Raw genomic sequence first — 24,788 nt, forward strand, 5'->3', positions numbered from 1 at the left:
CGCGCCGCAGCCAATGTGACCCCCGTCACATTGACTGCGTTTAGGTGCGCTGCAGCACACCATCCCTGATGTGCATCGCCTCAGGACTGCTTAGAGTGGGCCCCGCCTGGGGGTGTCATGCCGACGCCCCGCCCATCTCCGAGAGACCTGATCCATGCGGCGAAACGTGTACGTCACCCAGCGTGAGTACCCTCTGAGCGAAGGAGAGACGCTTCTTTCCGTCACCGACCTGAAGGGACGCATCGTCTATGCCAACGATGCCTTCATCCGCGTCAGCGGCTTCGAGGCCGCCGAGCTCTACGGCAAGGCCCACAGCATCGTGCGCCATCCCGACATGCCGGCCGCCGCCTTTGCCGACATGTGGTCCACCATCCAGCGCGGGCTGCCCTGGAGCGCCCTGGTCAAGAACCGGCGCAAGAACGGCGACTACTACTGGGTGCGCGCCAACGCCAGTCCCATACGCCATGCGGGCGCCGTGGTCGGCTACCTGTCCGTGCGCACCCGGCCCGAGCCGCGCGAGGTGCAGCAGCATGCGGCGCTCTATGAACAGATCAATGCCGGCGTGCACTCGCTTGGCCTGCACCGGGGCTTTCCCGTGGGGCGTGGCGCCGTGGGCGCGCTGCAGCGGTGGTGGCGCTTTCGGCCACTGGCCTGGCGCGTGCAGGCCGTGGTGGCCGGCCTGTGGCTGCTGGGGTCGGCCGGGCTGTGGTCACCCGCGCTGCAGGCATCGGCCGTGCCGCTGGCCCAGGTCTGGCCGGCCTGGCTGATCTGGAGCCTGGCCTGTGCGGCGTCCGGGCAGTGGCTGCGCCGCCGGCTGCTCATGCCCCTGGCGGCGCTGCGCGGCCAGGCCCAGGCCGTGGCCAGCGGGCAGCAGACCGATGCACGGTTCCTGCAGCGCACGGACGAGATCGGTGCCATCGGCAGCGCCGTGCGGCAGACCGGACTCAACCTGGTCTCCCTGGTCGGCGACATCCAGGGCAAGAGCGACCAGGTGCGCCGCTGCGCGCTGGCCGTGCAGCAGGGCAGCACCGAACTGAGCGACCGCACCGAAGCCGCGGCCGCGAGCCTGGAGCAATCGGCCCAGGCCATGCAGGCCCTGGCCAGCGCCATCGAGCGCAGCAGCGCCCAGGCCGGCGAGGCCGCCGCCCGCGCGCGGCACGGCGTGGACATGGCAGGCCAGAGCAGCCGCATGGTCGTGCAACTGGACCAGGGCATGCGCGGCGTTGCCCAGACCAGCGACCAGGTGGGGCAGATCAGCTCGCTCATCGACGGCATCGCCTTCCAGACCAACCTGCTGGCGCTCAACGCCGCCGTGGAGGCGGCACGCGCGGGGGAACACGGCAAGGGCTTTGCCGTGGTGGCCGACGAGGTGCGCGGCCTGTCCCAGCGCAGCGCCCACGCCGCGCGCCAGATCAAGGCGTTGATCGAGGCATCGCAGCAGCAGGTGGCGCAAAGCTGCGCCATGGCGCGTGAAGTGGGCGAGGCCATGCTGGCCGTGCAGGCCGATATGCGCGAGCAACTGGTGCTGGCCGAAGGCATGCAGGCCGCCAGCCAGGCCCAGGCCGGCGGCGTGCAGCAGGTGCAGGCCGCCGTGCAGCAGCTCGAACAGATGACCCAGCACAATGCCGCCCTGGCGCGCGACACCATCGGGCACGCACAGCTGCTGGCCGGACAGGCGCAGGCGCTGGAGGCTGCGGCATCGGTCTTTCACGGCAGCGGGGCGTCCGCATGATGGCGGCGGGCTGGAGCATGGTTGCCGGCGATCCCGCCGCACCGGGCGAGGCGCTGGACGAAGACCTCAAGCGCGTGGCCATGGAGGCCGCGCCCGACGGTATCTTGCTTGTGGACCGCAGCGGCCGCATCCTGCTGGCCAATCCCGCCATGCAGGCCATGAGCGGCTATGGCGCCGCCGAATTGCTGGGCCACTCGCTGCACATGCTGCTGCCGGCCGAGGCGCAGGCGGCCCACGGGCCGCAACTGCAGTCCTACTTCGCCCAGCCCGCGCGCCGGCCCATGGGCCAGGGGCGGGATCTGTGGCTGCTGCGCAAGGACGGCAAGCGCCTGTCGGTGGACATCGCCCTGGGCCACTCGCCGCACGGCAGCGGCGTGGCCGTGGCCTTCGTGCGCGACCTGTCGCAGCTGCGCCAGATGGAAGCCTGCATGCACTACCACGCCACCCACGACACCCTGACGGGCCTGCTCAACCGCTGGCAGTTCGGGCTGCAGGTGGAACAGGCGATCTCGCAGGCGCAGGCGCAGTCTGAATCGGGCGCCGGCCCCGCGTCCTTTGCGCTGCTGCTGCTCGACCTCGACAACTTCAAGGCCATCAACGACGGTTATGGCCACGACGTGGGCGACCAGGTCCTCAAGGAGGTGGCGCGCCGCCTGCAGGTCGCGCTGGGCGGCTCGGCCACGCTGGCGCGCATGGGCGGTGACGAGTTCACCGCCCTGCTGCAGCCCTGCAACGAGCCCGATCTGCGCCAGCGCATCGACGCGCTGCTGCACGAGCTGTGCCGGCCCTGCACCATAGGCCACTACGCGCTGAACTTCGGTGCCAGCGTGGGCGCAGCCTTCTATCCGCAGGACGCGGGCGATGCGGCCACCCTCATGCGCTATGCCGATATGGCCATGTACGACGCCAAGCAGCGCAGCCGCTCCTCCTATGCGCGCTATGCCAGCGCCATGGGCGAGGCCATGGCCGAGAAAGTGCTGCTGCACGAACGCCTCAAGCGTGCCCTGGACCGGGGTCTGCTGAGCCTGCACTTCCAGCCCCAGGTGCAGGTGCTGGGCGGCCAGGTCCAGGGCGTGGAAGCCCTGCTGCGCTGGAACGACGAGCAGATGGGCTGGGTCTCGCCCGAACGCTTCGTGCCCGTGGCCGAATCCACGGGCCTGATCCTGGCTCTGGGGGAGTGGGTGATCGATGCTGCCTGCCGCCAGGCCGGCGACTGGCTGCGCGCAGGCATGCCGCTGCGCGTGGCGGTCAACCTCTCGGCCCAGCAACTGCGCCAGGCCGACCTGCAGCAGCGCCTCATGGCCAGCCTGGCCCGGCATGGCGTGCCGCCGCACCTGCTGGAGCTGGAGGTCACCGAGTCCGCCGCCATGACCGACCCTCTGCAGGCGCGCGAGCTGCTGGGCAGCCTGCTGGCGGCCGGCGTCTGCGTGGTGCTGGACGATTTCGGCACCGGCTACTCCTCGCTGGCCCACCTGCGCGATCTGCCCGTCTCGCGCGTGAAGATAGACCGCACCTTCATCGGCCCCATGCTCGACAGCCCGGCCGACGCCAAGATCGTCAAGGCCGTGATCGCGCTGGCCCGCACCCTGGGCCTGCAGGTGGTCGCCGAAGGCGTAGAAACAGCCGAGCAACTGCGCCTGCTGCGCATCCTGGACTGCGACGCCTACCAGGGCTGGCTCTTCGCCCGCGCCATGCCGGCCGAGCAGATTCCCGCGCTGATTCACAAGCCCGTGGCGACCTTGCTGGCGCAGCAGGAGGAAGAGGCAAGAGGCGCTTGAGCATCAAACTGCGGACTGTTGCGATGGGAAGGCAGCGATGGTGAGCAGGGCGACGGTTCTGCCAAACCTGGCGCTTGATGTTGCAACAGGTCGGCAAGCCTTCCGGTCCGCCCGATCAACCGCCACGCCCCTCGCACCCCACCTCCCTCACCCCACCCCCACTGATCCTCAACAACACCGCAGGCTGCAGCACGCAATGCCATCGATCCGGCCGCTCCAGCGCGCCAAGTTGCACCAGGCGCACAAGGCTGCGCGCGATGGTTTCGCGCGTGGTGGCCAGCAGGGCGGCCAGTGCGCCCTGGCTGGGCAGGCGCACGAGCAGGCTTGACTGCAGCGCGGCCAGTTGCATCAGGGTGGCGGCCAGCTGGCGCAGCACGCCGGGGATGCGGACGATGTGGGCCCATTCCGCCAGCAGGGCGTTGTTGCAGGTGTAGCTGGCGGCCAGCGCGCGCACGAAGGCGGCATCGACCAGGCCGCGGCGCGTGATGGTGGCGATGTCCACGCAGCAGATGCGCCCCGGGCCCAGTGCCTCGAAGTGCATGGCCGAGGGCTGCTGCAGCCAGCCCGGGCTGCCCAGCGCATGGCCGTTGCCGAACAGCGCCACGGGCCGCTGCACGCCGTCGCCGCCACGGCGGATGGCCAGGACGAAGCCGATCTTGATCACCTGGAATTCATGGGCGACGCTGCCCTGTGCCTGGAGCTTCTGGCCCTTGGCCAAGCCGCGTTCGCGGATATGCGGCAGCCATTGCTGGAATGCGGGCTCGGGCAATTGGCCCAGCAGGCAATGGGACGAACGCATGCATTCGCTGCAGCGAACCGCTGAAGGCGTGGAGGACGACGATGGCATGGGGCACGCAGGCTAGGATGCGCCGCTGCCTGGGCGGGCAGACAGCCACCCAGGGCACCGGCAGTGGACCCGGGCGGCGCGCCCCGGGAGAAGCCGTGCAGGCTAGCGGGCTATGCCGTTGAATGCAACGCGATGTAACGCGTTTCGCGCGGGATGGCGGCCATCTGCCGCTGTTTCTTGACCTGGGTCAGACGGCTGCGGTGCTGTCGGCGTTGTTGGCGCTGCCGCTGCTGTCACTGCTGCCACTGCCGTGGGCGCGGGCCGCCTCGCGCATGCGTGCCAACTCGCGGGCGGGCAGCGGGATGTCGCCGCTGGCGACCTTCATCAGCAGGCAGTGCAGCATTTCGGTGGACAGGCCGTGCAGCACCAGGCGGTGGCCGGCCCGCAGGGTTGACAGCGGCACCAGCGGGTGCTTGTTGTTGAGCATGACCAGGTGCTCGGGCGAGGCGAGGATCTTGGCCGCATAGATGGCCACGGTCTCGTCCAGCTGCAGCGAGTTGCTGGCGCGCCAGAAGTCGTTGTCGGTCAGCAGCAGCTGGTAGACGGGCGTGTAGACCTCGATGGCGCTTTGCAGGTCCAGCAGGTTCAGGCGGCCGCGCGGCATGTCCTCAAGGCGCAGGGGCGGGTTGCGCAGCATGGCGAAGTCGGGCTCGGCCACGGGCTGCAGTTCCTGGCCTGCTGCGCGCAGCGCGTTGTTCAGGCGGATGACGAAGTTGAACAGGTTCAGGTCGTGCCTGAGGAACAGGTCGTCCTTGATGTCGTCGATGCTGTCCGGCTCCAGCGGTGTGGTGGACACGGGCGTGGGCGCGTTGGCCGCGACAAAGGCCAGGATCTGCGAGCCCAGGTGGAAATGGCGCAGGATGAGCCAGTTGGCCTCGGGCGAGACGAAGCGGTTCATGCTGAAGGCCAGCAGCCGGTGCAGCAGCCTGGAGTGCGCCCAGTTGCGCGGCAGCAGCACCTTGAGAATCTGGATGAGCACGATGCTGGTGCGTGCCAGCGGCCGCAGGAAGGGCAGCAGGTACTGGCGCGAGCCGCTGCTGCAGTCACGCAGCCAGGCGGCCTTGACGTCGTCGGGCAGCGGCGTGCTCTGGTCCAGGTACAGCGCGCGCCAGGGGCTGGGGTCGCGCTCGTCGTGGGGCGGTTCGATGAAGTCTGGTGGTTGCATCAGTGCTCCTCGGGCAGGACATGCTCGAACTGCATCAGGTACAGCGCCGCCGTGTGGCGCGCGGTGCGCACGATGGCCTGCGCCGCCGTGCCCCCGCTGCCGTCTGTGCCGTCCAGCGCCATCACCATCTGCACGGCCATGAGCCAGCGCTCCAGGTGGTGTTCGTCGTTGGCGCCGTGGTATTCCAGGAAGCGGAAGGCATCGGGCGGCAGCGGCAGGCTGGCGCGCAGCAGCGGCAGCAGGCTGGGTACGATGCGCTGGCCCGTGCCTTCGATGATGTAGATGGCGCCCAGCAGGCCGACCGGATTGGGCGTGGCGGCCAGGCCGTGCAGATAGGCGTTGAGCGCCTCGCCGCCGGGGTTGCGGCGCAGGCGGGTGAGGTCGGTCTCGGTGCCGCCGGCCTTGAGGTAGTCCTCGTGCAGGATGCGGAAGTCGTTCTGCTCCTCGCCCGCATGCACGTCGATCAGCGCAGCCAGCGCCGCGTGCTCGCCGGTCAGCGAGGCCGCGCCCTCGCGCATCCACAGGCTGCCCTCGCGCACCTGGGGAACCCAGTGGCTCATCCAGCGCACGTAGTCCGCCGTCTGCAGCCTGCCTGTGCGTATGCGCTGCAGCAGCGGCGTGCGCCACACGCGCGAGCGGTAGTCCTGCCAGAGGCTGGCCAGTTCGGTCAGCAGCGGCGCCAGCGTGGCCGGGGCCTGGTTCGGGTCGTGGGGCGGGGCGATGGTGGAGACATCGGGCAGCAGGTCCGGGGCAGCGGAAGCTTCGGCGGTGGCACTGCGTGCTGCGGCCGTGGCCGGGGTGGCGGTGGGAGCCTGGGCCGCATCTTCCACTTCCAGCAGCATGTAGCCGGCCGTGAAGCGGCCCGATTCGGGAATGAAGCACAGCACGGTGTCGCCGTGCTTCAGGCGTGCCGATTCCGTGCGCAGGAACTCGGACAGCATCACGAAGATGGAGGCCGCGCCCGTGTTGCCGCGCCAGGCCAGGTTGCTCCACCAGCGCTCGCGCGGGATGCCGAGCTGGGCCTTGCCCAGCAGCTCATCGACCACGGGGATGAAGCGCTCGGACGAGTAGTGGCAAAGGAAATGGTCGATGCCGCGCTCGGGCACCCAGCCCGTGTGCGCCAGGTGGGCGTATTCGTGGATGCAGACATCGAACAGGTGCGGCAGCAGGCGGATGTCCTGGCGCAGCGACAGCGCGCCTGCGGCCTCGGCATCGCCCCAGGCGGCAAAGTCCAGGTGGCTGGTGGCGCGGTCGGGCGTCAGGCCCAGCTGCATGCAGACCGGGTAGTCGCCCGCAAAGCTGCGCAGGTGCGTCCAGCGCAGCTTCAGGCGCAGGCCGGGCGCCTGGGGCAGGGCCTGCGGGCCGCCCAGCAGCACGGCGCCTGCGCCATCGGACAGCATCCAGCGCAGGAAGTGGGCGTCGAAGTCCGTGTTGTATCCCTGGGCCGCGAAGCGCGAGCGCTTGAACAGGCGCGAGGGCATTTCACTGGCCACGGCCAGGGCCAGCGAGTCGGGCGCGCGGTCCACGGCCTGGGCCGCTGCCTGCAGCGCGCCCACGCTGGCGGCGCAGACGCCGTGCACGGACAGGGTCTCCATGGGCGGCGCGGCCATCTCGCCCTGGATCATGTTGGCAAAGCCGGGCATGAGCGCATCGCCGCCCGACGAGCCGCTGGCCAGGAAGCCGACATCGCCCAGCGCACGCCCGGCCTGCGCCAGGCAGTCATGGATGGCCTGGGCGGCCATGGCCGTGTTGCTGTGGACGGTGCGGCCTTCGGCGTCTATGGCGTAGTGGCGCTGGACAATGCCGTTCTCGGCCAGGATGCGGCGCTTGAGGCGCTCGGACAGGCGGTTGAGCGGCGCCACGTAGGCATCCATGCCTGCGTTGTCCACGGGTTCACCGGGCAGGAACATGCCTGCGGCATGCAGATAGACGTTGGAATAGGCGACGGGCATGGGTTCAGGGTCGTATCAGTCGTATGTTCCGGGAGGCATTTGCGCACGCGTGCGCGCCGGCGGCCAGACCGTGCCGAGCACGAAGACGCGGGCCATGTAGGGTAGCAGTCCGCCTTCGTTGAGCGCAGGGGCCACGCGCTGGCGGTAGTGTTCGCTGTGCAGGCGCGTGAGCTCGGACCAGTGGGCCTGGGGCCGCTCGTGGTGGGCCGTGTGCAGGCCGATGTTGAACAGCAGCGGATTGACCCAGCCCTCGAAATTGCGCGCGTAGTTCAGTGGCGTGGCGCTGTCCATCCGCTGGCCGCGCGTCAGCGGCCGGCCATCGGCATGGGCGTGCTGCAGGTAGTTGGTGGCCAGCAGCCAGTGCAGGCCATGCAACTGGGGAACGATCACCAGCAGCAAGGCCTTTTGCCAATCCAGCGACAGCAGCAGTGCCCAGCTGCCCAGCCACAGCAGGTACTGGCCCATGCAGTAGCGAAAGGCGCCGGGCCAATGCCGCCGCAGCTGGCCCAGCCAGCGCAGAAACAGCGGGTACAGCACCCAGCCGGCCTGCAGCGGGTGGAGCAGGTAGCCCAGCAGATGGTTGTGGTCGCCGCCGAAGCGGTAGGTGCGTGCCATGTCGCGCGGGCCGTGGCGGAAGCGGTGGTGGTTGGCCACATGGGCGGGCCAGAACACAAAGGTCGGGTGGCCCTGCAGCAGGGTCAGCCAGTAGTCGGTGAAGCGGTTGGCCCAGCGCCCGCGCCACATGCGCAAATGCGTGTGGTTGTGGTGGATGACGCCCACGCCCAGCGTGAGGAACAGCTCGATCCCGTAGAGCCACAGGTTCCAGCCATGCTGCCACTGCCACCACACGATCAGCGGCAGTGCCACCAGATAGGCCAGCGACTGCAGGTCGCGCCAGTGGCGCAGCCGGGGCAGCCGGGGCAGCCGGGGCTGGACGTGGCGAGCAGGCGGTCGGCTCATTCCGTCCTGGGCCGGGCCGTGGCGGGCAGTGCCACGCGCGTGCGCATCAGCCGGTCCATGAAGGCCAGCGCAAAGCCGTAGTTGCCATTGGGCCGGGCATGGTGCAGATGGTGGCGCCGGCTGGCGGCCAGCGCATGCGTGTCGGACACCCCGGGAAAGAAGTCGTAGTTGGAGTGGCCTATGACGTTCAGCAGCAGGCTGAGCACCGGCACCGAGGCCAGCGACCAGAAGCTGAAGTCATGCACCACCATGGGCAGCAGGATGACGTTGCCCAGCATCAGCGCCTCGATGGGATGAAAGCTGTAGGTGGACCACGGCGTGGTGACGATGGAGCGGTGGTGGTCACCATGAAAGCGCCCCAGCAGCCGCGTATGCAGCAGGCGGTGGTTGATCCAGAAATGCACATCGTTCCAGATCAGCAGCACCACGATTTCGATGGCAATGCGCCAGGGGCCTGCATCGGGCTCCAGCCGCGCCCACCCCAATTGCAGAAGGCCCCAGGGCACGATCATGCCGATGCCGAAGATCAGCACCGAATGCAGCGACTGGCGCCATTCGCGGCGCAACTGGTCGGGCTTGAGCGGGCGCGTGTCCAGCACGCGGCCCACGCCGCGCCGCTGCAGCCAGCGCGTGAGCGCCGTCATGCCCCAGCCGCCGGCCGTGTACAGCACGCCGAAGAAGAGCAGGCCCCAGGCCATGACCTGCCAGGCGTTGAGTTCGGTGAAGGCTTGGGCAGCGGTCATGGCAGTGTGATCGAGCACGTCATTGCGCGTGGATTCCCTGTTCGCGGATGATGCGGCCCAGTGCCGTCACATCCTGGCGTATGCGCAGGGCCAGGCCCTCGGGCGAGCTGCCGACAGCCTGCCAGCCCTGGGCGGCCAGGCGTGCACGCATCTCGGGCGAGCGCACGATCTCGCTGACCGCTTCGGCCAGCTTCTGCACATGGGCGGCGGGCATGGCCTTGGGCGCGGCCACGGCGTTCCAGATCTCCAGATCGAAATCCCCCACGCCCAGCTCCTTGAGGCTGGGCAGTCCCGGCGCCAGCGGGCTGCGCGCGGCCGAGGTCACGGCCACGCCGCGCAGCTTGCCGGCCTGCACCTGGGCCATGGCCAGTGCGGGCGGCAGCATGGACAGCTGCAGGTCGCCGCCCTGGATGGCGTTGAACACCTGCGGATAGCCGGGGTAGGGAATGTGTTCGGGCCTGAGCGCGGAGCGGCTCTTGAGCAGCTCCATGCCCAGGTGGCCCACCGTGCCCACGCCAGGGGAGCCGTAGCTCCAGCGGCTGCCGGCCTGGGCAGCGGCTTCCAGGAAGGCCCGGCCCTCGGGCGCGCCGGCCGGAGCCACCAGCACCAGGGGCGCCACGCCGATCAGGCTGACGGGCTGCAGATCCTTCACAGGGTCGTAGCGCACGGCGGGGTTGAGCAGGCGGGCAATCGTCAGGTTGCCGTTGATCATCACGCTGAAGGTATGGCCGTCGCGCGCACGGGCCACCTGCTCGCCTGCGATGTTGCCGCCGGCGCCCACCTTGTTCTCGACGATGACGGGCTGGCCCAGGCGCTTTTCCAGCGGCTCGGCCAGTGCGCGCGCCGTGAGGTCCGGGGAAGATCCTGCGGGAAAGCCGACGATCAGGTGCAGCGGCTTGCTGGGCCAGTTGTCGCCCGCCACGGCAGCGCAAGGCAGCAGGGCCGAAGCCAGGGCGGTGGCCAAGGCATTGGCGAAGAGGCGGCGTAGTGGCGAGATGGCGCTGGCGGGCATGGGGTTCGTGGGGGCCGCAAAGGCTGCGGGCAATAAAAAACCCGGAGATTATCCGGGTTTGTCGTGAAGCGGCCTGTCAGCCCAGGCCGTCAGGCCGTCAGGCGAACTCGGCCAGGGCCTTCTTCATCTTCTTCATGGCAGCCACCTCGATCTGGCGGATGCGCTCGGCGCTGACACCGTACACGGCGGCCAGCTCATGCAGCGTCATGCCGCCCGAGCCGTCGTCGTTGACCTTGAGCCAGCGCTCCTCGACGATGCGGCGGCTGCGGTCATCCAGCGAATCCAGCGCCATGGCAATGCCGTCGGTGGCCAGGTGGTCACGCTGGCGCGACTCGATCATGGCCGTGGGTTCGTGTGCTCCATCGGCCAGGTAGGCGATGGGGCCGAAGGCCTGCTCGCCATCGTCGCTGGGCGAGGGGTCCAGCAGCACGTCGCCACCGGCCAGGCGCGTTTCCATCTCCATGACTTCTTCGCGCTTGACGTTGAGCTTCTCGGCCACGGCGTCGATCTCGCCCGAGGTCAGCGTGTCACGCAGCATGGCGCCGTCCTCGGCCATGGCGGCGTCGGACTTCAGGCCCTGCTTCATGGAACGCAGGTTGAAGAACAGCTTGCGCTGGGCCTTGGTCGTGGCGACCTTGACCATGCGCCAGTTCTTCAGGATGTACTCGTGGATCTCGGCCTTGATCCAGTGCATGGCGTAGCTCACCAGGCGCACGTTCTGATCGGGGTCGAAGCGCTTGACGGCCTTCATCAGGCCCACGTTGCCTTCCTGGATCAGGTCGCCGTGCGGCAGGCCGTAGCCCAGGTACTGGCGCGAGATGGACACCACCAGGCGCAGGTGGGACATCACCAGACGCCCTGCGGCGTCCAGATCGCTGTGTTCTTTGAGCTTGCGGGCGTAGTCCTGCTCTTCCTCAAGGGTGAGCATGGGCAGGCGGTTGACCGCGGAAATGTAGGCATCCAAATTGCCCAGAGGCGGCACCAGGGCCCAGGGGTTAGCGGGTGCCAAGGTGGTCGCAATGGAGCCGGAGGCGTTTGTCATTGCAGAGTTCCTTTCTTCCATTCCTTCATATTAGCACTCGTTATGACCGAGTGCTAAAGCCAAAGTTCCGTGGGTTTTTCAGACGGTTGCACTCATTTTTGGAGTGCCAAAAGTCGTTTGTGCCTAGTCTGAGCGATTTTTGGAAACCCTGCTTGCCAGCGGTGGGCGCATACTGCTGGGAGAGCATTACAGTTTTTCCAGCAGGCTTTCAATCTGCCGGCCCAGTTGCAGCAAGGCCGGGTACAGCTCCTGCACGATGGCCGGCAAAGGCTCCGTGGTGGAGACGCTGCAGTTCAGGACATAGATGGCATCGGGTGTCACCAGCGGCGTGGCCAGCGCAACCACTTCCGGCTGCCACGATGCGGCGCAGAAGCCTTGGCTTTTCACGGACTTGATCGCCGCCTGGATCTGCTGCTCCAGCGCAGGCCATTGGGCGCCCCTCTTGAGCCTGAAGCTGTCGAGCAAGGCCTTGCGCCTGGCCGATGGCGCCGCCGCCAGGTAGGCGCGCCCCAGCGACGTCAGTTCCATGGGAACGCGCTGGCCCGAGACCACATGCCTGAGCACGATCCGGCGGTTGTAGCGGATGGATTCCAGGTAGACCATCTCGTCCCGGTCGGGACATGCCAGGCCCACGTTGATCCTGCGTGTCTCGGCGAGGGTGCGCATCAGGGGCGCCGCAATCGACAGCACCGTCGAGCCCGTGCGCATGGCGTGCGCCAGGCTCAGGACCGCCGGGGCCAGGCGAAAGGCCCGGCTTGGGTGGTCGGCCTGCAGCATGCCGCAGCCCACCAGGGTCTGCGTCAGCCGGGTGACCGTGGCCTTGGACAGGCCGGTGCGTTCCGCCAGGTCGCTGTTGCCCAGCAGTTCCGAGCCGGGCCTGAACGCACGGAGTATTTCGACGCCTCTTTCCAGGGAGCGGTTGCTCGGGGACTGTCCCGGCTTGTCATGGAGGATGGGGGATCGCCTGTTCGTCATGCTGCTGCCGCTGGTGGGAGGACGCGCTTGCCCCGGTGTCGAAAGCTGTGTTCTTCCTGCCCGGGTACGGGCGCCTGATGGAAGCCAAGTATTCCACCGAATGCAAGGGAAATGCAGCCGCAGGCTCTGGCGCGCCCGCTTTGGAATTTCACTGGTTGGAATATGGGGGGTCACAAGCGCGGTGCGTTTCCCTAAGCTTTCACAAGCCAGTCGCCAGCGTCATCGCAACGCTGGCGCAGTGACCGGACCTCTGTCCATAGAACCAGGAGACACACCATGCCCAGTTTCGCCGCCCGCCGTTGTGCAAGGGCCATTGCGTTCATTGCCGTGCTCGCGACTGTCTGCAGCGCAGCATCTGCAGCCTTCCCTGAAAAGCCCGTGCGCCTCGTCGTGCCCTTTGCGCCAGGCGGTGGAACGGACCTGATCGCCCGCACGCTGGGGGCCGAGATGGCCAAGGACCTGGGCCAGCCCGTCATCGTGGACAACAAGCCCGGTGCCGGCACGATCATCGGCACCGACAACGTTGCCAAGAGTGCGCCGGACGGTTACTCCGTGGTCGTGGCTTCGTTCGCGCACGCCGTCAATCCGGCGTTGCAGGCCAAGCTGCCGTACGGGAGCAACAAGGCCTTTGCTCCGGTGATCCTGATCGGCCGCGGCCCCAACGTGCTGGTGGTGCCCGCCGCCAGCCCGTACAAGACGGTGGCGGACGTGATGGCCGCCGCCAAGGCCAGTCCCGACAAGCTGACCTATGCCTCGCAGGGCGCCGGGACTTCGGCGCATCTGGCGGGTGAGCTGTTTGCCAACCTTGCCAAGGTCAGGCTCACCCATGTGCCCTACCGCGGCGCAGGCCCGGCGCTCACCGATCTCATGGGCGGGCAGGTGGACATGATGTTTGCCACGGCGGCTGCGGTATCCACCTTCATCGACAACGGCAAGCTGCGTGTGCTGGGGGTCACCACGGCCGAGCCGTCTGCGGCCTTCAAGAACGTGCCACCCATCGCCGTCACCGTCCCGGGCTACCGCGTCGAGAGCTGGTACGGCCTGTACGCGCCGGCAGCCACACCTGCCGCCGTGATCGACCGCCTGAACGCCGCAGCCCGCAAGGCGGCCCGCTCGCCGGAGTTCGTTCGCAAGCTGGAGCACGAGGGCCTGATGGTCAATGCCGGACCTGCGGCGGAACTGGACACCTATGTGCAGGCCGAGGAAAGGCGCTGGGCGCAGATCGTCAAGCAAAACAACATCCATCCCGATTGATCGCACGGCCTGCGATCGCTTTCAAAGCACGCCATGAACTACGAACTGATCCAACTGAATGTCGCCGATGCGGTGGCGACCGTGACCCTGAACCGCCCCGACAAGCGCAACGCCATGAGTGACGACATGCGCACCGAGTTCATCAATGCCCTGGAGCGCGTGGCGGCAGACAAGGCCATCAAGGCCCTGGTGCTGACAGGCGCGGGCAAGGGATTTTGCGCAGGCGGGGACATTGCCGGAATGCAAAGGCGCATGAATGCTCCCGCGGGCGAGGTGGGCTTCAACGGCTGGCAGCGCCAGCAGCGCGTGCACCATGTCCAGGCCCTGCTGCACACCATGCCCAAGCCCGTGATCGCCGCCGTCAACGGCGCGGCTTCGGGCCTGGGGGCAGACACGGCGCTGGCCTGCGACTTCGTGATCGCCAGCGAATGGGCCAGCTTCGCGTGGAGCTATGTGCTGCGCGGCATCATCCCGGACGGCGGCGGCATGTACTTCCTGCCGCGCCGTGTGGGCCTGGCCAAGGCCAAGGAGCTGATCTTCACGGGCCGCCAGGTCAAGCTGCCGGAAGCCCTGGCCCTGGGCATCGTGGACCGCCAGGCCAGTGCCGAGACCTTGGTGGCAGACGCCCAGGCCTGGGCGCGCGAGCTGTCCTCGGCTTCTGCCACCGCGCTGGCATTGACCAAGACCATCCTGAACCAGAGCTTCGAGCTGTCTTCGCACGATGTCTTCGCCCAGGGCAGCCAGGCCCAGGGCATCTGCTACACCAGCAGTGAACACCGCGCATCGGTGGAGGCCTTCCTGGCCAAGACGGCCGGCAAGGAGTGATGCCATGAGCGAAGCCATTGCCAAGCTGCTGTCGCCGCGCAGTGTCGCCGTCATAGGCGCCTCTGCCGACCTGAAGAAAACCACGGGCCGCCCGGTGGCTTACCTGCAAAAGCACGGGTTTGCCGGCCGCATTCTTCCCGTCAATCCGCGCGTGGAGCGCATCGGCGATCTACCCTGCTATCCCGATGTGGCCTCGCTGCCTGAAGTGCCTGATGTGGCCGTCGTGCTGCTGGGCGCCGAGCGTGCGCATCAGGCCGTCAGAGAGCTGTCGGCGCTGGGCTGCGCGGCAGCCATCGTGCTGGCCAGCGGCTATACGGAAACGGGCGAGGAGGGCGCACTGCGCCAGCGGCAATTGGTCGAGGCGGCCGGCAGCATGCGCCTGCTGGGGCCCAACACCATCGGGCTGGTCAACCTGACCGACCGGATCGTGCTGTCGCCCTCGGGCGCGCTGGAGATGGACGAGTTCCCCGTCGGAGGCATCGGTGTCGTTTCGCAAAGCGGCGGCATCCTGGGCTCGCTGCTGTCGCGCGCCGCCGCGCGTGGCATCGGCCTGTCCAAGCTCATCTCCACCAGCAACGAAGTGGATCTGGAACTGGCCGACTTCATAGACCACCTGGCCGATGACCCGGCCACCAAGGTGATCGCGCTGTATGTGGAGACGGTGCGCCATCCCGCCAGGTTCCGTGCCGCCTGCCTGAAGGCCGCGCGTGCCGGCAAGCCCGTGGTGGCCTTCAAGATCGGCCGCTCCGAGGCCGGCGCCAAGGCCGCCGTATCGCACACCGGCGCCATGGCCGGTGCGGATCGCATGTACGACGCGCTGTTCCGGCAGGTCGGCGTGATCCGTGCGCAAAGCTTTGCCGACCTGCTGGACGTGCCCGCTGCGCTGGCCACGGGCCGCAGGCTGCGCGGCAGGCGCATCGCCATCCTGACGTCCACCGGCGGTGCGGGCACCCTGGTGTCGGACGATCTGGGAGTGGCCGGATTCGACACGCCGGCCCCTGACCAGGCGACCGCCGACGCACTGCGCGCGCTGCAGACCGGCAGCGAGGCCGTGCTGGACCGCAACCCCATCGACGTGACCCTGGCGGGCCTGCGTCCCGACCTGCTGCGCGGCGCCATCCATGCCTTGCTGGCAAGCCCCAGCTACGACGCGCTGGTGATCATCGTCGGCTCCTCCAGCCTGGCCATGCCCGAGCTGCTGGCCGGTGCCATCCAGGACTGCCTGCCCCACTCCGACAAGCCGGTGCTGGCCTACGTCAGCCCGCATGCGCCGGAAATCGGCGCGCTGCTCACGCAACGCGGCGTGCCGGCCTTCGCTGCGGCGGAAAGCTGCACGGCCGCGCTGGCGGGCATGCTGCGCGTCAACGGCTTCCAGGGTGCGCTTTCCGAGCAAGTCGTCGGCAAGGACACCCTGCAGGAACCGGATCTGCCCGGTGGCTGCCTCGATGAAGCGCAGGCCAAGGCCGTTTTCCGCCGTTTCGGCGTGCCGTGCGCGGCCGAGCGTGTGGTGCGCAATGCCGAAGAGGCCGAAGCCGCAGCGCGCGAACTGGGCGGCCGGGTGGTGCTCAAGATCCTTTCGTCCCGGATCACGCACAAGAGCGATGTGGGCGGTGTCGCCGTCGGCCTGACTGCGCAAACCATAGGTGCCCGGTTGGGTGCGATGGTGGACGACGTGCAGGCCAGGGCGGGCGTGCGCCCGGACCGGTTCCTGGTGCAGCAGATGGTGGCCGGTGGCACCGAGCTGATTCTTGGCCTGCACAAGGATGCGCTGGGCACCGCCGTGATGCTGGGCATGGGAGGCGTGACGGCCGAGCTGTTCCAGGACACCACGCTGCGGTTGCTGCCGGACGACGGCTCTCAGCTGGGTGTGCTGAGCCTGTCTGACGCCCTGGAGATGGCCAGGGAGCTCAAGACCTGGCCGCTGCTGGACGGCTTTCGCGGCCGGCCCAGGGCCGATGTCGATGCGCTGGCCCATGCCATCGTCGCGTTCTCTGCAATGGCCGCCCAGCTGGGCGACCGCGTGATCGAAGCGGAGATCAACCCGGTGTTCGTGCTGCCGCAGGGCCAGGGCGTGTGCGCTGCCGATGGTGTGCTGGTTCTGGTCTGAGGGTGCCAGGTACTGCACATTTCTTCCAGAAAAAGACGGCCTCATTGAGGGCCAATCCAAGGAAACCACACATGCATGCGACCGAAGTGTTCGGGCAGTTTGCCGCTCGATACCACCGTACCGAGCTTCCCGAAGCCGTCATCCACCATGCCAAGCGTGCCGTGATCGACTGGTATGCCGCTTTGTTCCCGGGGCTGGGCGCGGCCCCTCTTGCACAGTTGGAGCAGGTGCTTGCCGAGGACCTGGACAGCGGCTCCTGCCGGCTTGGAAACGGCCGCATGGCCACGGCGCGGGCGGCGGCACTGTTCAACGGTTCGGCGGCCCATGCCGCCGAGGTGGACGACAGCTTCCGCGATGCCATGTACCACCCCGGGGCCGCAACCATTGCGGCGGCGCTGGCGGCAAGCCAGCAGGCAGGGGCCAGTGGCCTGGACTTCCTGCGTGCCGTGGTGCTGGGCTATGAGGTTTCCACCCGCATCGGCGTGACCCTGGGCCGGGCCCACTACCGCTTCTGGCACAACACCGGCACCGTGGGCGTCTTCGGGGCAGCGGCAGCCGCAGGGTATGCGCTGCGGCTGGATGCAGGGCAATTCGCCCATGCACTGGCCACGGCGGCCACCTTCTCTGCCGGGTTGCAGCAGGCATTTCGCATGGATTCGATGTCCAAGCCCCTGCATGCCGGGCGCGCAGCGGAGGCCGGCCTGCTGGCCGCGCAGCTTGCGCACCAGGGGGTGACGGGATCGCTGGACGTGCTGGATGGAGAACTGGGCCTGGGCCGCGCAGTCAGCGACGGACCCGACTGGTCAGACATCGGTGCGACGCTGGGCAGCGACTTCCACATCACCCGGCTCACCTTCAAGAACCACGTCGGCTGCGGCCATACGTTCGCCGCCATCGACGCCGCGCTGGCCTTGCGCAGCCAGCATGCCTTGCGGGCGGACGACATCTGCAGCGTGGCCGTGGCCACCTATGGCCCGGCCCTGGATATCGCCTGCTACACCGATCCTGCGACGGAAAACGAAGCCCGCTTCAGTCTTCGTTTCGTGGTGGCCACGGCCCTGGTCCATGGCAGCGTGCGGCTTTCGGCGTACACCCCGGAGCGCCTGGCCGATCCCGCCGTTCGCGCAATGCTTGGGCGCGTCCAGGTTGCGGTGGACCCGCAAATCGACCGGGCCTTCCCTGGCAAGAGATCGGCACGCGTGGAGATCGTCACCAGGGATGGCCGCCGCCATGGCTGGTTCCAGCCGGACCGCAAGGGCGATCCCGAGCTGCCTTTGTCGGATGGGGAACTGGAGGACAAGTTCATCGAGCTTGCCGCGCCCGTTGCCGGCGAGGGACGTGCCCGGCAGCTGCTTTCCAACATCTGGGAGCTTGAACGGGCGGGCTGCCTTGCAGGCCTCGCGGCCTGACAGGACTGCATCGCTTGTGGATTGCAGCCTGGCCTTCAGCAGGCCTGTGACAGCTGCTCCAGGATCGCCGGGTTCTCCAGGGTGGAGGTGTCCTGCACGATGGGCTCGCCGCGTGCAATGCTGCGCAGCAATCGCCGCATGATCTTGCCGCTGCGGGTCTTGGGCAGGTTGTCGCCGAACCGGATGTCCCTGGGCTTGGCGATCGGCCCGATCTCCTTGGCCACCCACTCCCGCAGCAGCCGGGCGATGTCGGCCGCCTCGGCGCCGCTGGGCCGCGAACGCTTGAGGACGACGAAGGCGCATATGGCCTCTCCCGTCGTGTCATCGGGCCGCCCCACGACGGCGGCCTCCGCCACCAGGTCGGTCATGGCCACCAGGGCGGACTCGATCTCCATCGTGCCCATGCGGTGGCCGCTGACGTTGAGCACATCGTCGATGCGGCCGGTGATGGTGAAGTAGCCGGTGCGCGCATCGCGGACCGCGCCGTCTCCCGCCAGGTAGTAGCGGCCCTTGAACTCTTCGGGAAAGTAGCTGGCGACAAACCGCTCGGGATGGCCCCAGATGTTCCTGATCATGGAGGGCCAGGGGCGCTTGATCACCAGGATGCCGCTGTCGCCCCAGGGCAGCTCGTTGCCGGCCTCGTCCACCACGGCGGCGGCAATGCCCGGGAAGGCCAGCGTGCAGGAGCCGGGCACCAGGTCCGTGGCTCCGGGCAGCGGCGTGATCATGTGCCCGCCCGTCTCCGTCTGCCAGAACGTATCGACGATGGGGCAGCGGCCCCCGCCCACCTGCTCGTGGTACCAGTGCCAGGCGGCGGGATTGATCGGCTCGCCCACGGACCCCAGGATGCGCAGGCTGCCCAGGTCGTAGCGCGCGGGGTGCACCTGCGCATCGGCGTCGGCAGCCTTGATCAGCGAGCGAATGGCCGTGGGCGCCGTGTAGAAGACCGTCACCCCGTGGGCCTCGATCATTTTCCAGAAGCGTCCCGCGTCCGGGTAGGTGGGCACGCCCTCGAACACCACCTGCGTGGCGCCCAGCGCCAGCGGGCCGTAGGCGATATAGGTATGGCCGGTCACCCATCCGATGTCCGCCGTACACCAGAAGACATCGCAGGGCTGCATGTCAAAGGTCCAGGCGCAGGTCACGGCGGCATGCAGCAGATAGCCTCCCGTGGCGTGCTGGACGCCCTTGGGGGTTCCGGTAGAGCCCGAGGTGTAGAGCAGGAACAGCGGATGCTCAGCCTGCACCCATTCCGGTTCGCAGACATCGCTCTGGGCTGCAGTGATTTCTTCAAGCCACAGGTCTCGGGGCTGGTGCATGGCGATGGCGCCGCCCGTGCGCCGTGCCACCAGCACGTGGCGGACCTGCTCGCAGCCGGGCTGGGCCAGGGCCTCGTCCACGATGCTCTTGAGGGGCAATTGCCGTCCTCCCCGCACTTGCTGGTCTGCCGTGATGACGGCGCAGGCCCCCGTGTCCGCAATGCGGTCGCGCAGCGCCGTGGCGGAGAAGCCGCCGAACACCACGCAGTGAATGGCACCTATGCGTGCACAGGCCTGCATGGCGGCCACGCCGGCAATCGACATGGCCATGTAGATGACGACGCGGTCGCCCTTGCCGACACCCAGGCTGCGCAGGGCGTTGGCCAGGCGATTGACCCGGGCAAGAAGCTGCGCATAGGTCACCTGCGTCACCGCGCCGTCATCGGCTTCGAAGATGAGGGCCGTGCGCTCGCCCAGCCCCCGCTGGATGTTGCGCTCCAGGCAGTTCCAGCTGGCGTTGAGCGTGCCGTCATTGAACCATTCGTAGAACGGGGCGCGGCTTTCATCGAGCACGCGCGTGAACGGGCGCTTCCACGCGACGAACTCGCGCGCGAGCCGGCCCCAGAACGCCTGGGGATCGGCGTCCGCCTCTGCGACGAGCCGGTCGTAGGCGGCGCGCCCGCTCACGCGCGCATTGCGGGCCAGCTCTGCAGATGGGGGATAGGACGGTGCAAGGTCTTGGCTCATGGTGGTTGTCTCCTGGGTCTAGAAATCAAGGGGGTCACGAAGCCGGCGCAAAGGCTCAGGCGCAAGGCCCCGGGGCGTCAGTCCCCGCAGTGCCGGCCTATCCAGCCGGCAATGGCCGCCGCGCTGCGGAAGTCGTCGCAGGAGCGGGCCGGAATGTCCGGATGGCGCTGGTTCCACAGGCGTGCCAGCGCCTGGCCGGGGCCGATTTCCAGAACGCACCGCACCTGGCGTGCGGCAATGCTGTCCATGCAGTCGTCCCAGTGCACCGTGCCCGCTATCTGCTCGGACAGGGCTGCACGGGCACCTGCGGCGTCACGCACCCGCCGGGCCGTGTTGCTGAAAAGCGCCACGGCGGGCGCGTGCACGGCCACCTGGCCCAGGTCCTGTGCGAAGGCCTGGGCGGCCTGGCGCATCCACGGGGTGTGGGAAGCCACCTGCACGCGCAGCCGGGTGGCATGCGCGCCCTGGCGCACTGCCAGCGCCTGCGCCTGCTCCAGCGCCGCATGGGAGCCGCCCAGGATGAGGTTCTCTGGGCCGTTGCGTATGGCCACGGCCAGCCCGATCGTCTCCAGCAAGGCGGCCATGCGTGCGGGCGGCAGGCCGCTGACGGCAAGCAGCCCGCCGCCGGGCATTTGCTGCGCGCAGCGGTCCATGGCCGCCGCGCGGCGCGCGGCCAGGGCAACGATGTCGCAGGCATCCAGCGCGCGCGCGGCACCGAATGCGGGCAGTTCCCCCACGCTGTAGCCCGCCACGGCCGAAGGCGCGGGCAGTTGCGGGGACAGCTGCATCCACGCGGCCATGGCCAGGCCTGCCAGCAGGGGCTGGGCCACGGCGTTGGACTCGGCCCACGGCGCATCCGCCAACCTGTCGCGCCAGTGCGCAACCTGCAGCTGTTCGCAGACTGCCTGTGTCCATGCATCGTCCGCCAGCCAGGGAAGCATGGCGGGATGCTGCGTACCCTGGCCCGAAAACAGCAGTGCAAAGCTCATGGCCGCTCGCAGACACGCAGCACCCAGCAGGCCGCCGCCAGGGTGTCAGCCGCGCCGCCTGGTGAAAGGCGGCGCGCCACGAAATCGTCGCAAATGGCCTGCGCCCTGGACAGGCCGTCGGGATGCGCGCAGCCGCCGGCCTGGAGAAAGCGCCGCGCGGCATCCTGGCCATGGCGCAGCCCCTGCATGCCCGCGCGGTGGGCGAGGTTGCAGTCGTCCAGCACCGCCATGATGTGGAACAGGGCCTCCAGCCGCGCCAAGGGAGCGGGCAGCCCGCTGGCATGCGCTCTGGCCAGCGCCGGCACGGCGGTGTCGAACAGGACGGGGAAACCCAGGGCCGCCTCCTGCGATGCGCCCCGCAGGCCGTGGCGGCGCGCGGCGACGCCGCCGGGCAGGGCGGAGGCCCGCAGGCTGCGCTGCTGCAGCGCATCGCCCCAGTTGCGGCAAAGGGCCTCGCGCAGCCATGCGGCGCCGGGAATGCAGGCCTGCTCGGCCAGCACCGCGCCGCCGGCCGCGCACAGCAGGCCCAGCATGAAGACGGCGCCACGGTGGGTGTTGATGCCGCCGGTGGCGGCCAGCATGCGCTGCTCCGCCTCGATGCCCAGGCGCTCCAGCACGGGAAACGATGCGCTCTGGCTGCCTGCCTGGGCCATTTTGGGGAAGTAGCTGCGCAGCGCGAACAGGCTGCGCATGAAGCTGTGGGCATCCATGTCGTCATGGCTGCCGCGGTTCACCAGGGTCACCAGGCCGGGCTTGGGTGTCAGCGACAGCTCGTCGTAGAGGGCCAGCGTGGCCGCGCGGCCGATATGCCCGGTCGATGTCAAGGTCCGGGCCGGGTGGAGAAGGGCAGGTTTCATGCAGGAACTCCAGGCGCCGCAGCCGACGCACACCAGTCATGGTCTTCACGCAGTGCCACCCCGTGCAGGCCCTTGACCAGGACCGATCGCACCCTGCCTGCACGCCAGGCGGCCCATTCGCGCCAGGCCACGGCCCAGCCGCCGGGAAACACCAGCTCGGCATCCACGCGCGGGCCTTCCTGCGGCACGGCCTGCAGCAGGCTGGCCAGCCGATCGCCCTGTTCGGCGCCATCGACCGGCACCCAGAGGTCGATGTCCGAGCCGGGCCGCAGATAGGGCAGGCCCGTGATGCACTGCCACCCGTGGCTGCCGAAGACAGAGCCCGTCGCCCCGGCAGCGCGCAGGCACTGCTGCAAGGCGCCGTATGTGGCGAGGGGCGAGGCCGAGTACGAGATCGTGTGCGAGGCCATCAGCTCGTCCAGCGAGGGAAATTCGCGGGTGCCGATGGCCGCGCCGCGCGCCACATCGAAGCCCATGCGCCGCCGCTGCCAGCGCCCGGGCGCAGGCAGGCCCAGCGCCATCAGGCCGGCTGCGGCATGGTCGGCCGACTGCCGCGCGACCACCAGCGGCAGTGCATGGTCGCGCCAGTGCGTGAGGATCTCGCGCGCCTGCGCATCCCAGGGGCGTTCCAGCAGGTCCGCCCAGGCCTGTGGGCCGAGGTTCACCAGCTGGTGGCGGTGCAGGGTGTCCAGCATGCTGCGGCCTGCCTTCATCCAGCGGCCAGGACGCGCTGCACCACCTCGGCGGCCAGCTTGCGGCCGCCGCGCTCGGCGCCGTCCAGTGCGCGCATGTCCTCGCGCGGGCTGTGGGCCAGGGCGTCGCGCAGCGCCGCCTGCAGATCGCCTTGCCACAGGCCGCGCACGCCGCCCATGGCCACGTAGTTGCCCACGCCGGGCGCGAACACCGGGTTGGACTCGGACAGGGCATTGAGCAGGGACTCGGGCAGCTTGGTGATGCGCGACATGGCGGGGATGCGCATCACGCGGATCTCGGCCTCGGGCAGGGCGTAGCAGGCATCGGCGATCAGGCCCGAGGTGATGAAGCCGCCCGACAGCGCCTGGTCATAGACCAGGCCGATGACGCGGTGGCCCCGGCGCCGTGCCAGGTCGATGCAGGTGCCCAGGTGGGCCATGGCGCGGTTGATGCCCAGCAGCTCGTCATGGCGGCGCAGTTGCTGGCCCTGCGTGTCGATCAGCAGCACGATGGGGCGGCCAGGGTGCGCGCTGACCGTCTCCAGCACCACGCGGGCCTGGGCCAGGGCCAGCCGCACGCCGATGGGCGCGTGGCCCGTGGTGCCGACGATGGTGAGGGGCTGGCCATCGAACACGGCGTGGCCTTCGAGGAAATCGCCGTTGGCGCGAATCTGGTGGCCCGGGCCGAACAGGTGCTCGGCAAGTGTGTTCCATTGCATGGCGGCTACTCCTGTGAAATGCCCGTGGCGGGCGTCGTGCGCAAGGCCCGCACGGCGGCGGCGTCCAGGTCGGGCACGCGCCAGGCGTCAGGCACGCCCAGGGCCTGCCACAGGCGCATGGCCTCGTCCTGCGGGCCGATGGCGCTGCCCGCCTTGAGAGCGTCCAGGGTGTCCAGCCTCGCGCGCAGCAGCGCATGCTCCTGCAGCAGCCCTTCAAGACTCACCGGACGGGAGTGGTCCAGCGCGGCGATGGCGGCGGCGCGGAAGGCCTCGACATCGTCGGCCACCAGCGCATCGCAGTCGCCGCACAGCCAGCGGTGCTTGCCGCCCGTGGTGCGCCAGACCAGGGCGCGGTCGCGCGCATCGAATTCATCGACGCCGTGCGAGGCCTCGATCACCTCCGGTCCCGACATGGCCAGGCGGCCGATGTCGCTCATCACCACCTGGTCGGCACAGCGCGCCACGATGCCCATGCCGCCGAAGCAGCCGTTGGCCCCGCCGATGAGGACCACCACAGGGATGCCAGAGGCGCGCACGTCCAGCAGGGCGCGCATGACCTCCGACACCGCGATCAGCCCGGCATTGGCCTCATGCAGCCGAACGCCGCCCGACTCGGCCAGCAGCAGCACGGCCGCGGGCCGCTCCAGCAGGGCGCGGCGCAGCAGGCCCACGAGCTTGGCGCCATGCACCTCGCCCACGCCCCCGCCCATGAATTCGCCCTCCTGCGCGGCCACGAACACCGTGCGCCCGCCCAGCAGGCCCCGGCCGATGGCCACGCCGTCGTCAAAGGCGCTGGGCACGCCCAGCTGTGCCAGATGCGGGCTGGTCAGCCGCTCGGAGGGCGGCAGCCATTCATGGAAGCTGCCGGCATCCAGCAGCTTCGCCAGGCGCTCGCGCGCCGTGCATTCCGCGTAGCTGATCATGGCTGGCCTCCCTGCAGTTCGGCCAGTGCCTGGTCCAGCCGCAGGCTGACCACGGCCGGCGTGGCCCCCATGTCGTTGATGGACACGCGCACGCCGCCCACGGGGTGGCGTTCGCGGAAATCCTCCACCACGGCCTGCCAGATGGCGCCGAAGCCGTGTGCCGAGGTCTGCACCTGCACTTCGCAGCCATCGCCGCCCGTGCTCTCCAGCATCACCTCCAGGTTGCCCGAGCCGACCACGCCGACCAGGACGGGGGCAAAGGCGCCGGCCGGCCGGCCGCCTGCGAAGCAATAGCTCAGGGACTCCAGCCCTGCGGGTATCTCGCTCATATCGTCTCTCCTACCAGTTCCTGAATCGGCGGGGAGGCTGGTACAGCCCGCCCGAGGCCTGGGCCAGATCGCGCATGCTGCGCGCGGCCAGCAGATTGCGCGTGGCCTGGCGCGGGTCGATGCCCAGGTCCTGCGGACGGCGGATCACCCCGCGGTCACGCAGGTTCTCCACCATGCGACGGTCGCGCGCCAGGCCCACGGCCGTGTAGCCGGCCACGCCGCGGATGGCCTGCTCGCGCTCTTCGTCGCTGCGGCACAGCAGCAGGTTGGCAATGCCTTCCTCCGTCAGGATGTGGGTCACGTCCTCGCCGTAGATCATGATGGGCGGCAGGTCCATGCCGGCCTGCTCCTGCAGCGTCCAGGCATCGAGCCGCTCCACGAAGGCGGGCTGCATGTGCTCGCGGAAGGTCTCCACCATCTGCACCACCAGCTTTTGCCCGCGCGGCGTGCCTGCCGCGCCGCTGCGGCCCGC

At 69.0% G+C, this 24,788-nt stretch carries 22 protein-coding genes; 6 read left to right on the plus strand and 16 right to left on the minus strand.

Annotation, left to right across the window (positions count from 1 at the left end):
* Positions 1–154: 154 nt before the first annotated feature.
* Together ACM14_RS12800 and ACM14_RS12805 are read left to right on the plus strand one after the other, a co-directional pair.
* Positions 155–1,732 carry a PAS domain-containing methyl-accepting chemotaxis protein gene (locus ACM14_RS12800; protein ID WP_065346325.1) on the plus strand — a complete coding sequence of 526 codons (1,578 nt, stop codon included), beginning with the start codon at positions 155–157 and terminating at the stop codon, positions 1,730–1,732.
* 17 nt (positions 1,733–1,749) lie between these two features.
* Positions 1,750–3,510, plus strand: a complete 1,761-nt coding sequence (locus ACM14_RS12805; RefSeq protein ID WP_254662046.1) for a bifunctional diguanylate cyclase/phosphodiesterase — start codon at positions 1,750–1,752, stop codon at positions 3,508–3,510.
* A 115-nt stretch (positions 3,511–3,625) separates the two neighbouring features.
* Here the strand turns inward: ACM14_RS12805 and ACM14_RS12810 are convergent, their stop codons facing one another.
* The 8 genes from ACM14_RS12810 to ACM14_RS12845 all read right to left on the minus strand — a co-directional run bounded on the left by ACM14_RS12810 (position 3,626) and on the right by ACM14_RS12845 (position 12,206).
* A complete protein-coding gene (locus ACM14_RS12810) occupies positions 3,626–4,309 on the minus strand; it encodes a Crp/Fnr family transcriptional regulator (RefSeq protein WP_065346327.1) in 684 nt (227 codons plus the stop codon).
* A 235-nt stretch (positions 4,310–4,544) separates the two neighbouring features.
* Positions 4,545–5,522 (minus strand): hypothetical protein, encoded by a 978-nt coding sequence (locus ACM14_RS12815; RefSeq protein ID WP_043824665.1) that lies wholly within the window; start codon positions 5,520–5,522, stop codon positions 4,545–4,547.
* On the minus strand, positions 5,522–7,474 hold the full coding sequence (locus ACM14_RS12820) for a StlD/DarB family beta-ketosynthase (protein ID WP_065346328.1): 1,953 nt from the start codon (positions 7,472–7,474) through the stop codon (positions 5,522–5,524). The genes ACM14_RS12815 and ACM14_RS12820 overlap by 1 nt, the downstream gene beginning before the upstream one ends.
* A gap of 15 nt (positions 7,475–7,489) precedes the next feature.
* Positions 7,490–8,434, minus strand: a complete 945-nt coding sequence (locus ACM14_RS12825; RefSeq protein WP_065346329.1) for a fatty acid desaturase — start codon at positions 8,432–8,434, stop codon at positions 7,490–7,492.
* Positions 8,431–9,177 (minus strand): sterol desaturase family protein, encoded by a 747-nt coding sequence (locus ACM14_RS12830; protein ID WP_012203620.1) that lies wholly within the window; start codon positions 9,175–9,177, stop codon positions 8,431–8,433. Before ACM14_RS12830 ends, ACM14_RS12825 begins: the two co-directional genes overlap by 4 nt.
* A gap of 19 nt (positions 9,178–9,196) precedes the next feature.
* Positions 9,197–10,189, minus strand: a complete 993-nt coding sequence (locus ACM14_RS12835; RefSeq protein WP_034390683.1) for a tripartite tricarboxylate transporter substrate binding protein — start codon at positions 10,187–10,189, stop codon at positions 9,197–9,199.
* Between the two features lie 97 nt (positions 10,190–10,286).
* Positions 10,287–11,231 (minus strand): RNA polymerase sigma factor RpoH, encoded by a 945-nt coding sequence (gene rpoH, locus ACM14_RS12840; RefSeq protein WP_012203622.1) that lies wholly within the window; start codon positions 11,229–11,231, stop codon positions 10,287–10,289.
* Between the two features lie 186 nt (positions 11,232–11,417).
* Complete coding sequence (locus tag ACM14_RS12845) at positions 11,418–12,206, minus strand: IclR family transcriptional regulator (protein ID WP_065346330.1); 789 nt, start codon at positions 12,204–12,206, stop codon at positions 11,418–11,420.
* A gap of 276 nt (positions 12,207–12,482) precedes the next feature.
* Between ACM14_RS12845 and ACM14_RS12850 the strand changes: the two genes are divergently transcribed.
* From ACM14_RS12850 to ACM14_RS12865, 4 genes are all read left to right on the plus strand, one after another.
* Complete coding sequence (locus ACM14_RS12850; protein WP_065346331.1) at positions 12,483–13,460, plus strand: tripartite tricarboxylate transporter substrate binding protein; 978 nt, start codon at positions 12,483–12,485, stop codon at positions 13,458–13,460.
* Positions 13,461–13,493: 33 nt separating this feature from the next.
* A complete protein-coding gene (locus tag ACM14_RS12855; RefSeq protein ID WP_065346332.1) occupies positions 13,494–14,285 on the plus strand; it encodes an enoyl-CoA hydratase/isomerase family protein in 792 nt (263 codons plus the stop codon).
* A gap of 4 nt (positions 14,286–14,289) precedes the next feature.
* The gene (locus ACM14_RS12860) at positions 14,290–16,392 is read left to right on the plus strand and encodes an acetate--CoA ligase family protein (protein WP_065346333.1); all 2,103 of its coding nucleotides are present in this window, start codon (positions 14,290–14,292) and stop codon (positions 16,390–16,392) included.
* Positions 16,393–16,463: 71 nt separating this feature from the next.
* Positions 16,464–17,801, plus strand: coding sequence for an MmgE/PrpD family protein (locus tag ACM14_RS12865; protein WP_065346334.1), 1,338 nt, complete (start codon positions 16,464–16,466; stop codon positions 17,799–17,801).
* A gap of 35 nt (positions 17,802–17,836) precedes the next feature.
* Here the strand turns inward: ACM14_RS12865 and acs are convergent, their stop codons facing one another.
* From acs to ACM14_RS12905, 8 genes are all read right to left on the minus strand, one after another.
* A complete protein-coding gene (gene acs / locus ACM14_RS12870) occupies positions 17,837–19,807 on the minus strand; it encodes an acetate--CoA ligase (protein WP_065346335.1) in 1,971 nt (656 codons plus the stop codon).
* A gap of 77 nt (positions 19,808–19,884) precedes the next feature.
* The gene (locus ACM14_RS12875) at positions 19,885–20,796 is read right to left on the minus strand and encodes an acyltransferase domain-containing protein (RefSeq protein ID WP_065346336.1); all 912 of its coding nucleotides are present in this window, start codon (positions 20,794–20,796) and stop codon (positions 19,885–19,887) included.
* Complete coding sequence (gene mdcB / locus ACM14_RS12880; protein ID WP_065346337.1) at positions 20,793–21,653, minus strand: triphosphoribosyl-dephospho-CoA synthase MdcB; 861 nt, start codon at positions 21,651–21,653, stop codon at positions 20,793–20,795. The genes ACM14_RS12875 and mdcB overlap by 4 nt, the downstream gene beginning before the upstream one ends.
* Entirely contained in the window at positions 21,650–22,348 is a 699-nt protein-coding gene (mdcG, locus tag ACM14_RS12885) for a malonate decarboxylase holo-[acyl-carrier-protein] synthase (RefSeq protein WP_254662047.1), read from the minus strand. Before mdcG ends, mdcB begins: the two co-directional genes overlap by 4 nt.
* Before the next feature lie 14 nt (positions 22,349–22,362).
* Positions 22,363–23,064, minus strand: a complete 702-nt coding sequence (locus tag ACM14_RS12890; protein ID WP_065346339.1) for a biotin-independent malonate decarboxylase subunit gamma — start codon at positions 23,062–23,064, stop codon at positions 22,363–22,365.
* A 5-nt stretch (positions 23,065–23,069) separates the two neighbouring features.
* A complete protein-coding gene (locus ACM14_RS12895) occupies positions 23,070–23,987 on the minus strand; it encodes a biotin-independent malonate decarboxylase subunit beta (RefSeq protein ID WP_063327115.1) in 918 nt (305 codons plus the stop codon).
* Positions 23,984–24,316 (minus strand): malonate decarboxylase acyl carrier protein, encoded by a 333-nt coding sequence (gene mdcC, locus ACM14_RS12900; protein WP_012203694.1) that lies wholly within the window; start codon positions 24,314–24,316, stop codon positions 23,984–23,986. The genes ACM14_RS12895 and mdcC overlap by 4 nt, the downstream gene beginning before the upstream one ends.
* Before the next feature lie 10 nt (positions 24,317–24,326).
* The coding region (locus ACM14_RS12905) for a malonate decarboxylase subunit alpha (protein WP_175403268.1) at positions 24,327–24,788 on the minus strand (462 nt) is incomplete at its 5' end.

It is taken from the genome of Delftia sp. JD2, assembly GCF_001682645.1.
Taxonomy (GTDB): Bacteria; Pseudomonadota; Gammaproteobacteria; order Burkholderiales; family Burkholderiaceae_C; genus Comamonas; species Comamonas acidovorans.

Coding starts and splice junctions, on each gene's coding strand:
- ACM14_RS12800 (WP_065346325.1), top strand. CDS start 155: ATGCGGCGAAACGTGTACGTCACCCAGCGTGAGTACCCTCTGAGCGAA.
- ACM14_RS12805 (WP_254662046.1), top strand. CDS start 1,750: ATGGTTGCCGGCGATCCCGCCGCACCGGGCGAGGCGCTGGACGAAGAC.
- ACM14_RS12810 (WP_065346327.1), bottom strand. CDS start 4,309: ATGCGTTCGTCCCATTGCCTGCTGGGCCAATTGCCCGAGCCCGCATTC.
- ACM14_RS12815 (WP_043824665.1), bottom strand. CDS start 5,522: ATGCAACCACCAGACTTCATCGAACCGCCCCACGACGAGCGCGACCCC.
- ACM14_RS12820 (WP_065346328.1), bottom strand. CDS start 7,474: ATGCCCGTCGCCTATTCCAACGTCTATCTGCATGCCGCAGGCATGTTC.
- ACM14_RS12825 (WP_065346329.1), bottom strand. CDS start 8,434: ATGAGCCGACCGCCTGCTCGCCACGTCCAGCCCCGGCTGCCCCGGCTG.
- ACM14_RS12830 (WP_012203620.1), bottom strand. CDS start 9,177: ATGACCGCTGCCCAAGCCTTCACCGAACTCAACGCCTGGCAGGTCATG.
- ACM14_RS12835 (WP_034390683.1), bottom strand. CDS start 10,189: ATGCCCGCCAGCGCCATCTCGCCACTACGCCGCCTCTTCGCCAATGCC.
- rpoH (WP_012203622.1), bottom strand. CDS start 11,231: ATGACAAACGCCTCCGGCTCCATTGCGACCACCTTGGCACCCGCTAAC.
- ACM14_RS12845 (WP_065346330.1), bottom strand. CDS start 12,206: ATGACGAACAGGCGATCCCCCATCCTCCATGACAAGCCGGGACAGTCC.
- ACM14_RS12850 (WP_065346331.1), top strand. CDS start 12,483: ATGCCCAGTTTCGCCGCCCGCCGTTGTGCAAGGGCCATTGCGTTCATT.
- ACM14_RS12855 (WP_065346332.1), top strand. CDS start 13,494: ATGAACTACGAACTGATCCAACTGAATGTCGCCGATGCGGTGGCGACC.
- ACM14_RS12860 (WP_065346333.1), top strand. CDS start 14,290: ATGAGCGAAGCCATTGCCAAGCTGCTGTCGCCGCGCAGTGTCGCCGTC.
- ACM14_RS12865 (WP_065346334.1), top strand. CDS start 16,464: ATGCATGCGACCGAAGTGTTCGGGCAGTTTGCCGCTCGATACCACCGT.
- acs (WP_065346335.1), bottom strand. CDS start 19,807: ATGAGCCAAGACCTTGCACCGTCCTATCCCCCATCTGCAGAGCTGGCC.
- ACM14_RS12875 (WP_065346336.1), bottom strand. CDS start 20,796: ATGAGCTTTGCACTGCTGTTTTCGGGCCAGGGTACGCAGCATCCCGCC.
- mdcB (WP_065346337.1), bottom strand. CDS start 21,653: ATGAAACCTGCCCTTCTCCACCCGGCCCGGACCTTGACATCGACCGGG.
- mdcG (WP_254662047.1), bottom strand. CDS start 22,348: ATGCTGGACACCCTGCACCGCCACCAGCTGGTGAACCTCGGCCCACAG.
- ACM14_RS12890 (WP_065346339.1), bottom strand. CDS start 23,064: ATGCAATGGAACACACTTGCCGAGCACCTGTTCGGCCCGGGCCACCAG.
- ACM14_RS12895 (WP_063327115.1), bottom strand. CDS start 23,987: ATGATCAGCTACGCGGAATGCACGGCGCGCGAGCGCCTGGCGAAGCTG.
- mdcC (WP_012203694.1), bottom strand. CDS start 24,316: ATGAGCGAGATACCCGCAGGGCTGGAGTCCCTGAGCTATTGCTTCGCA.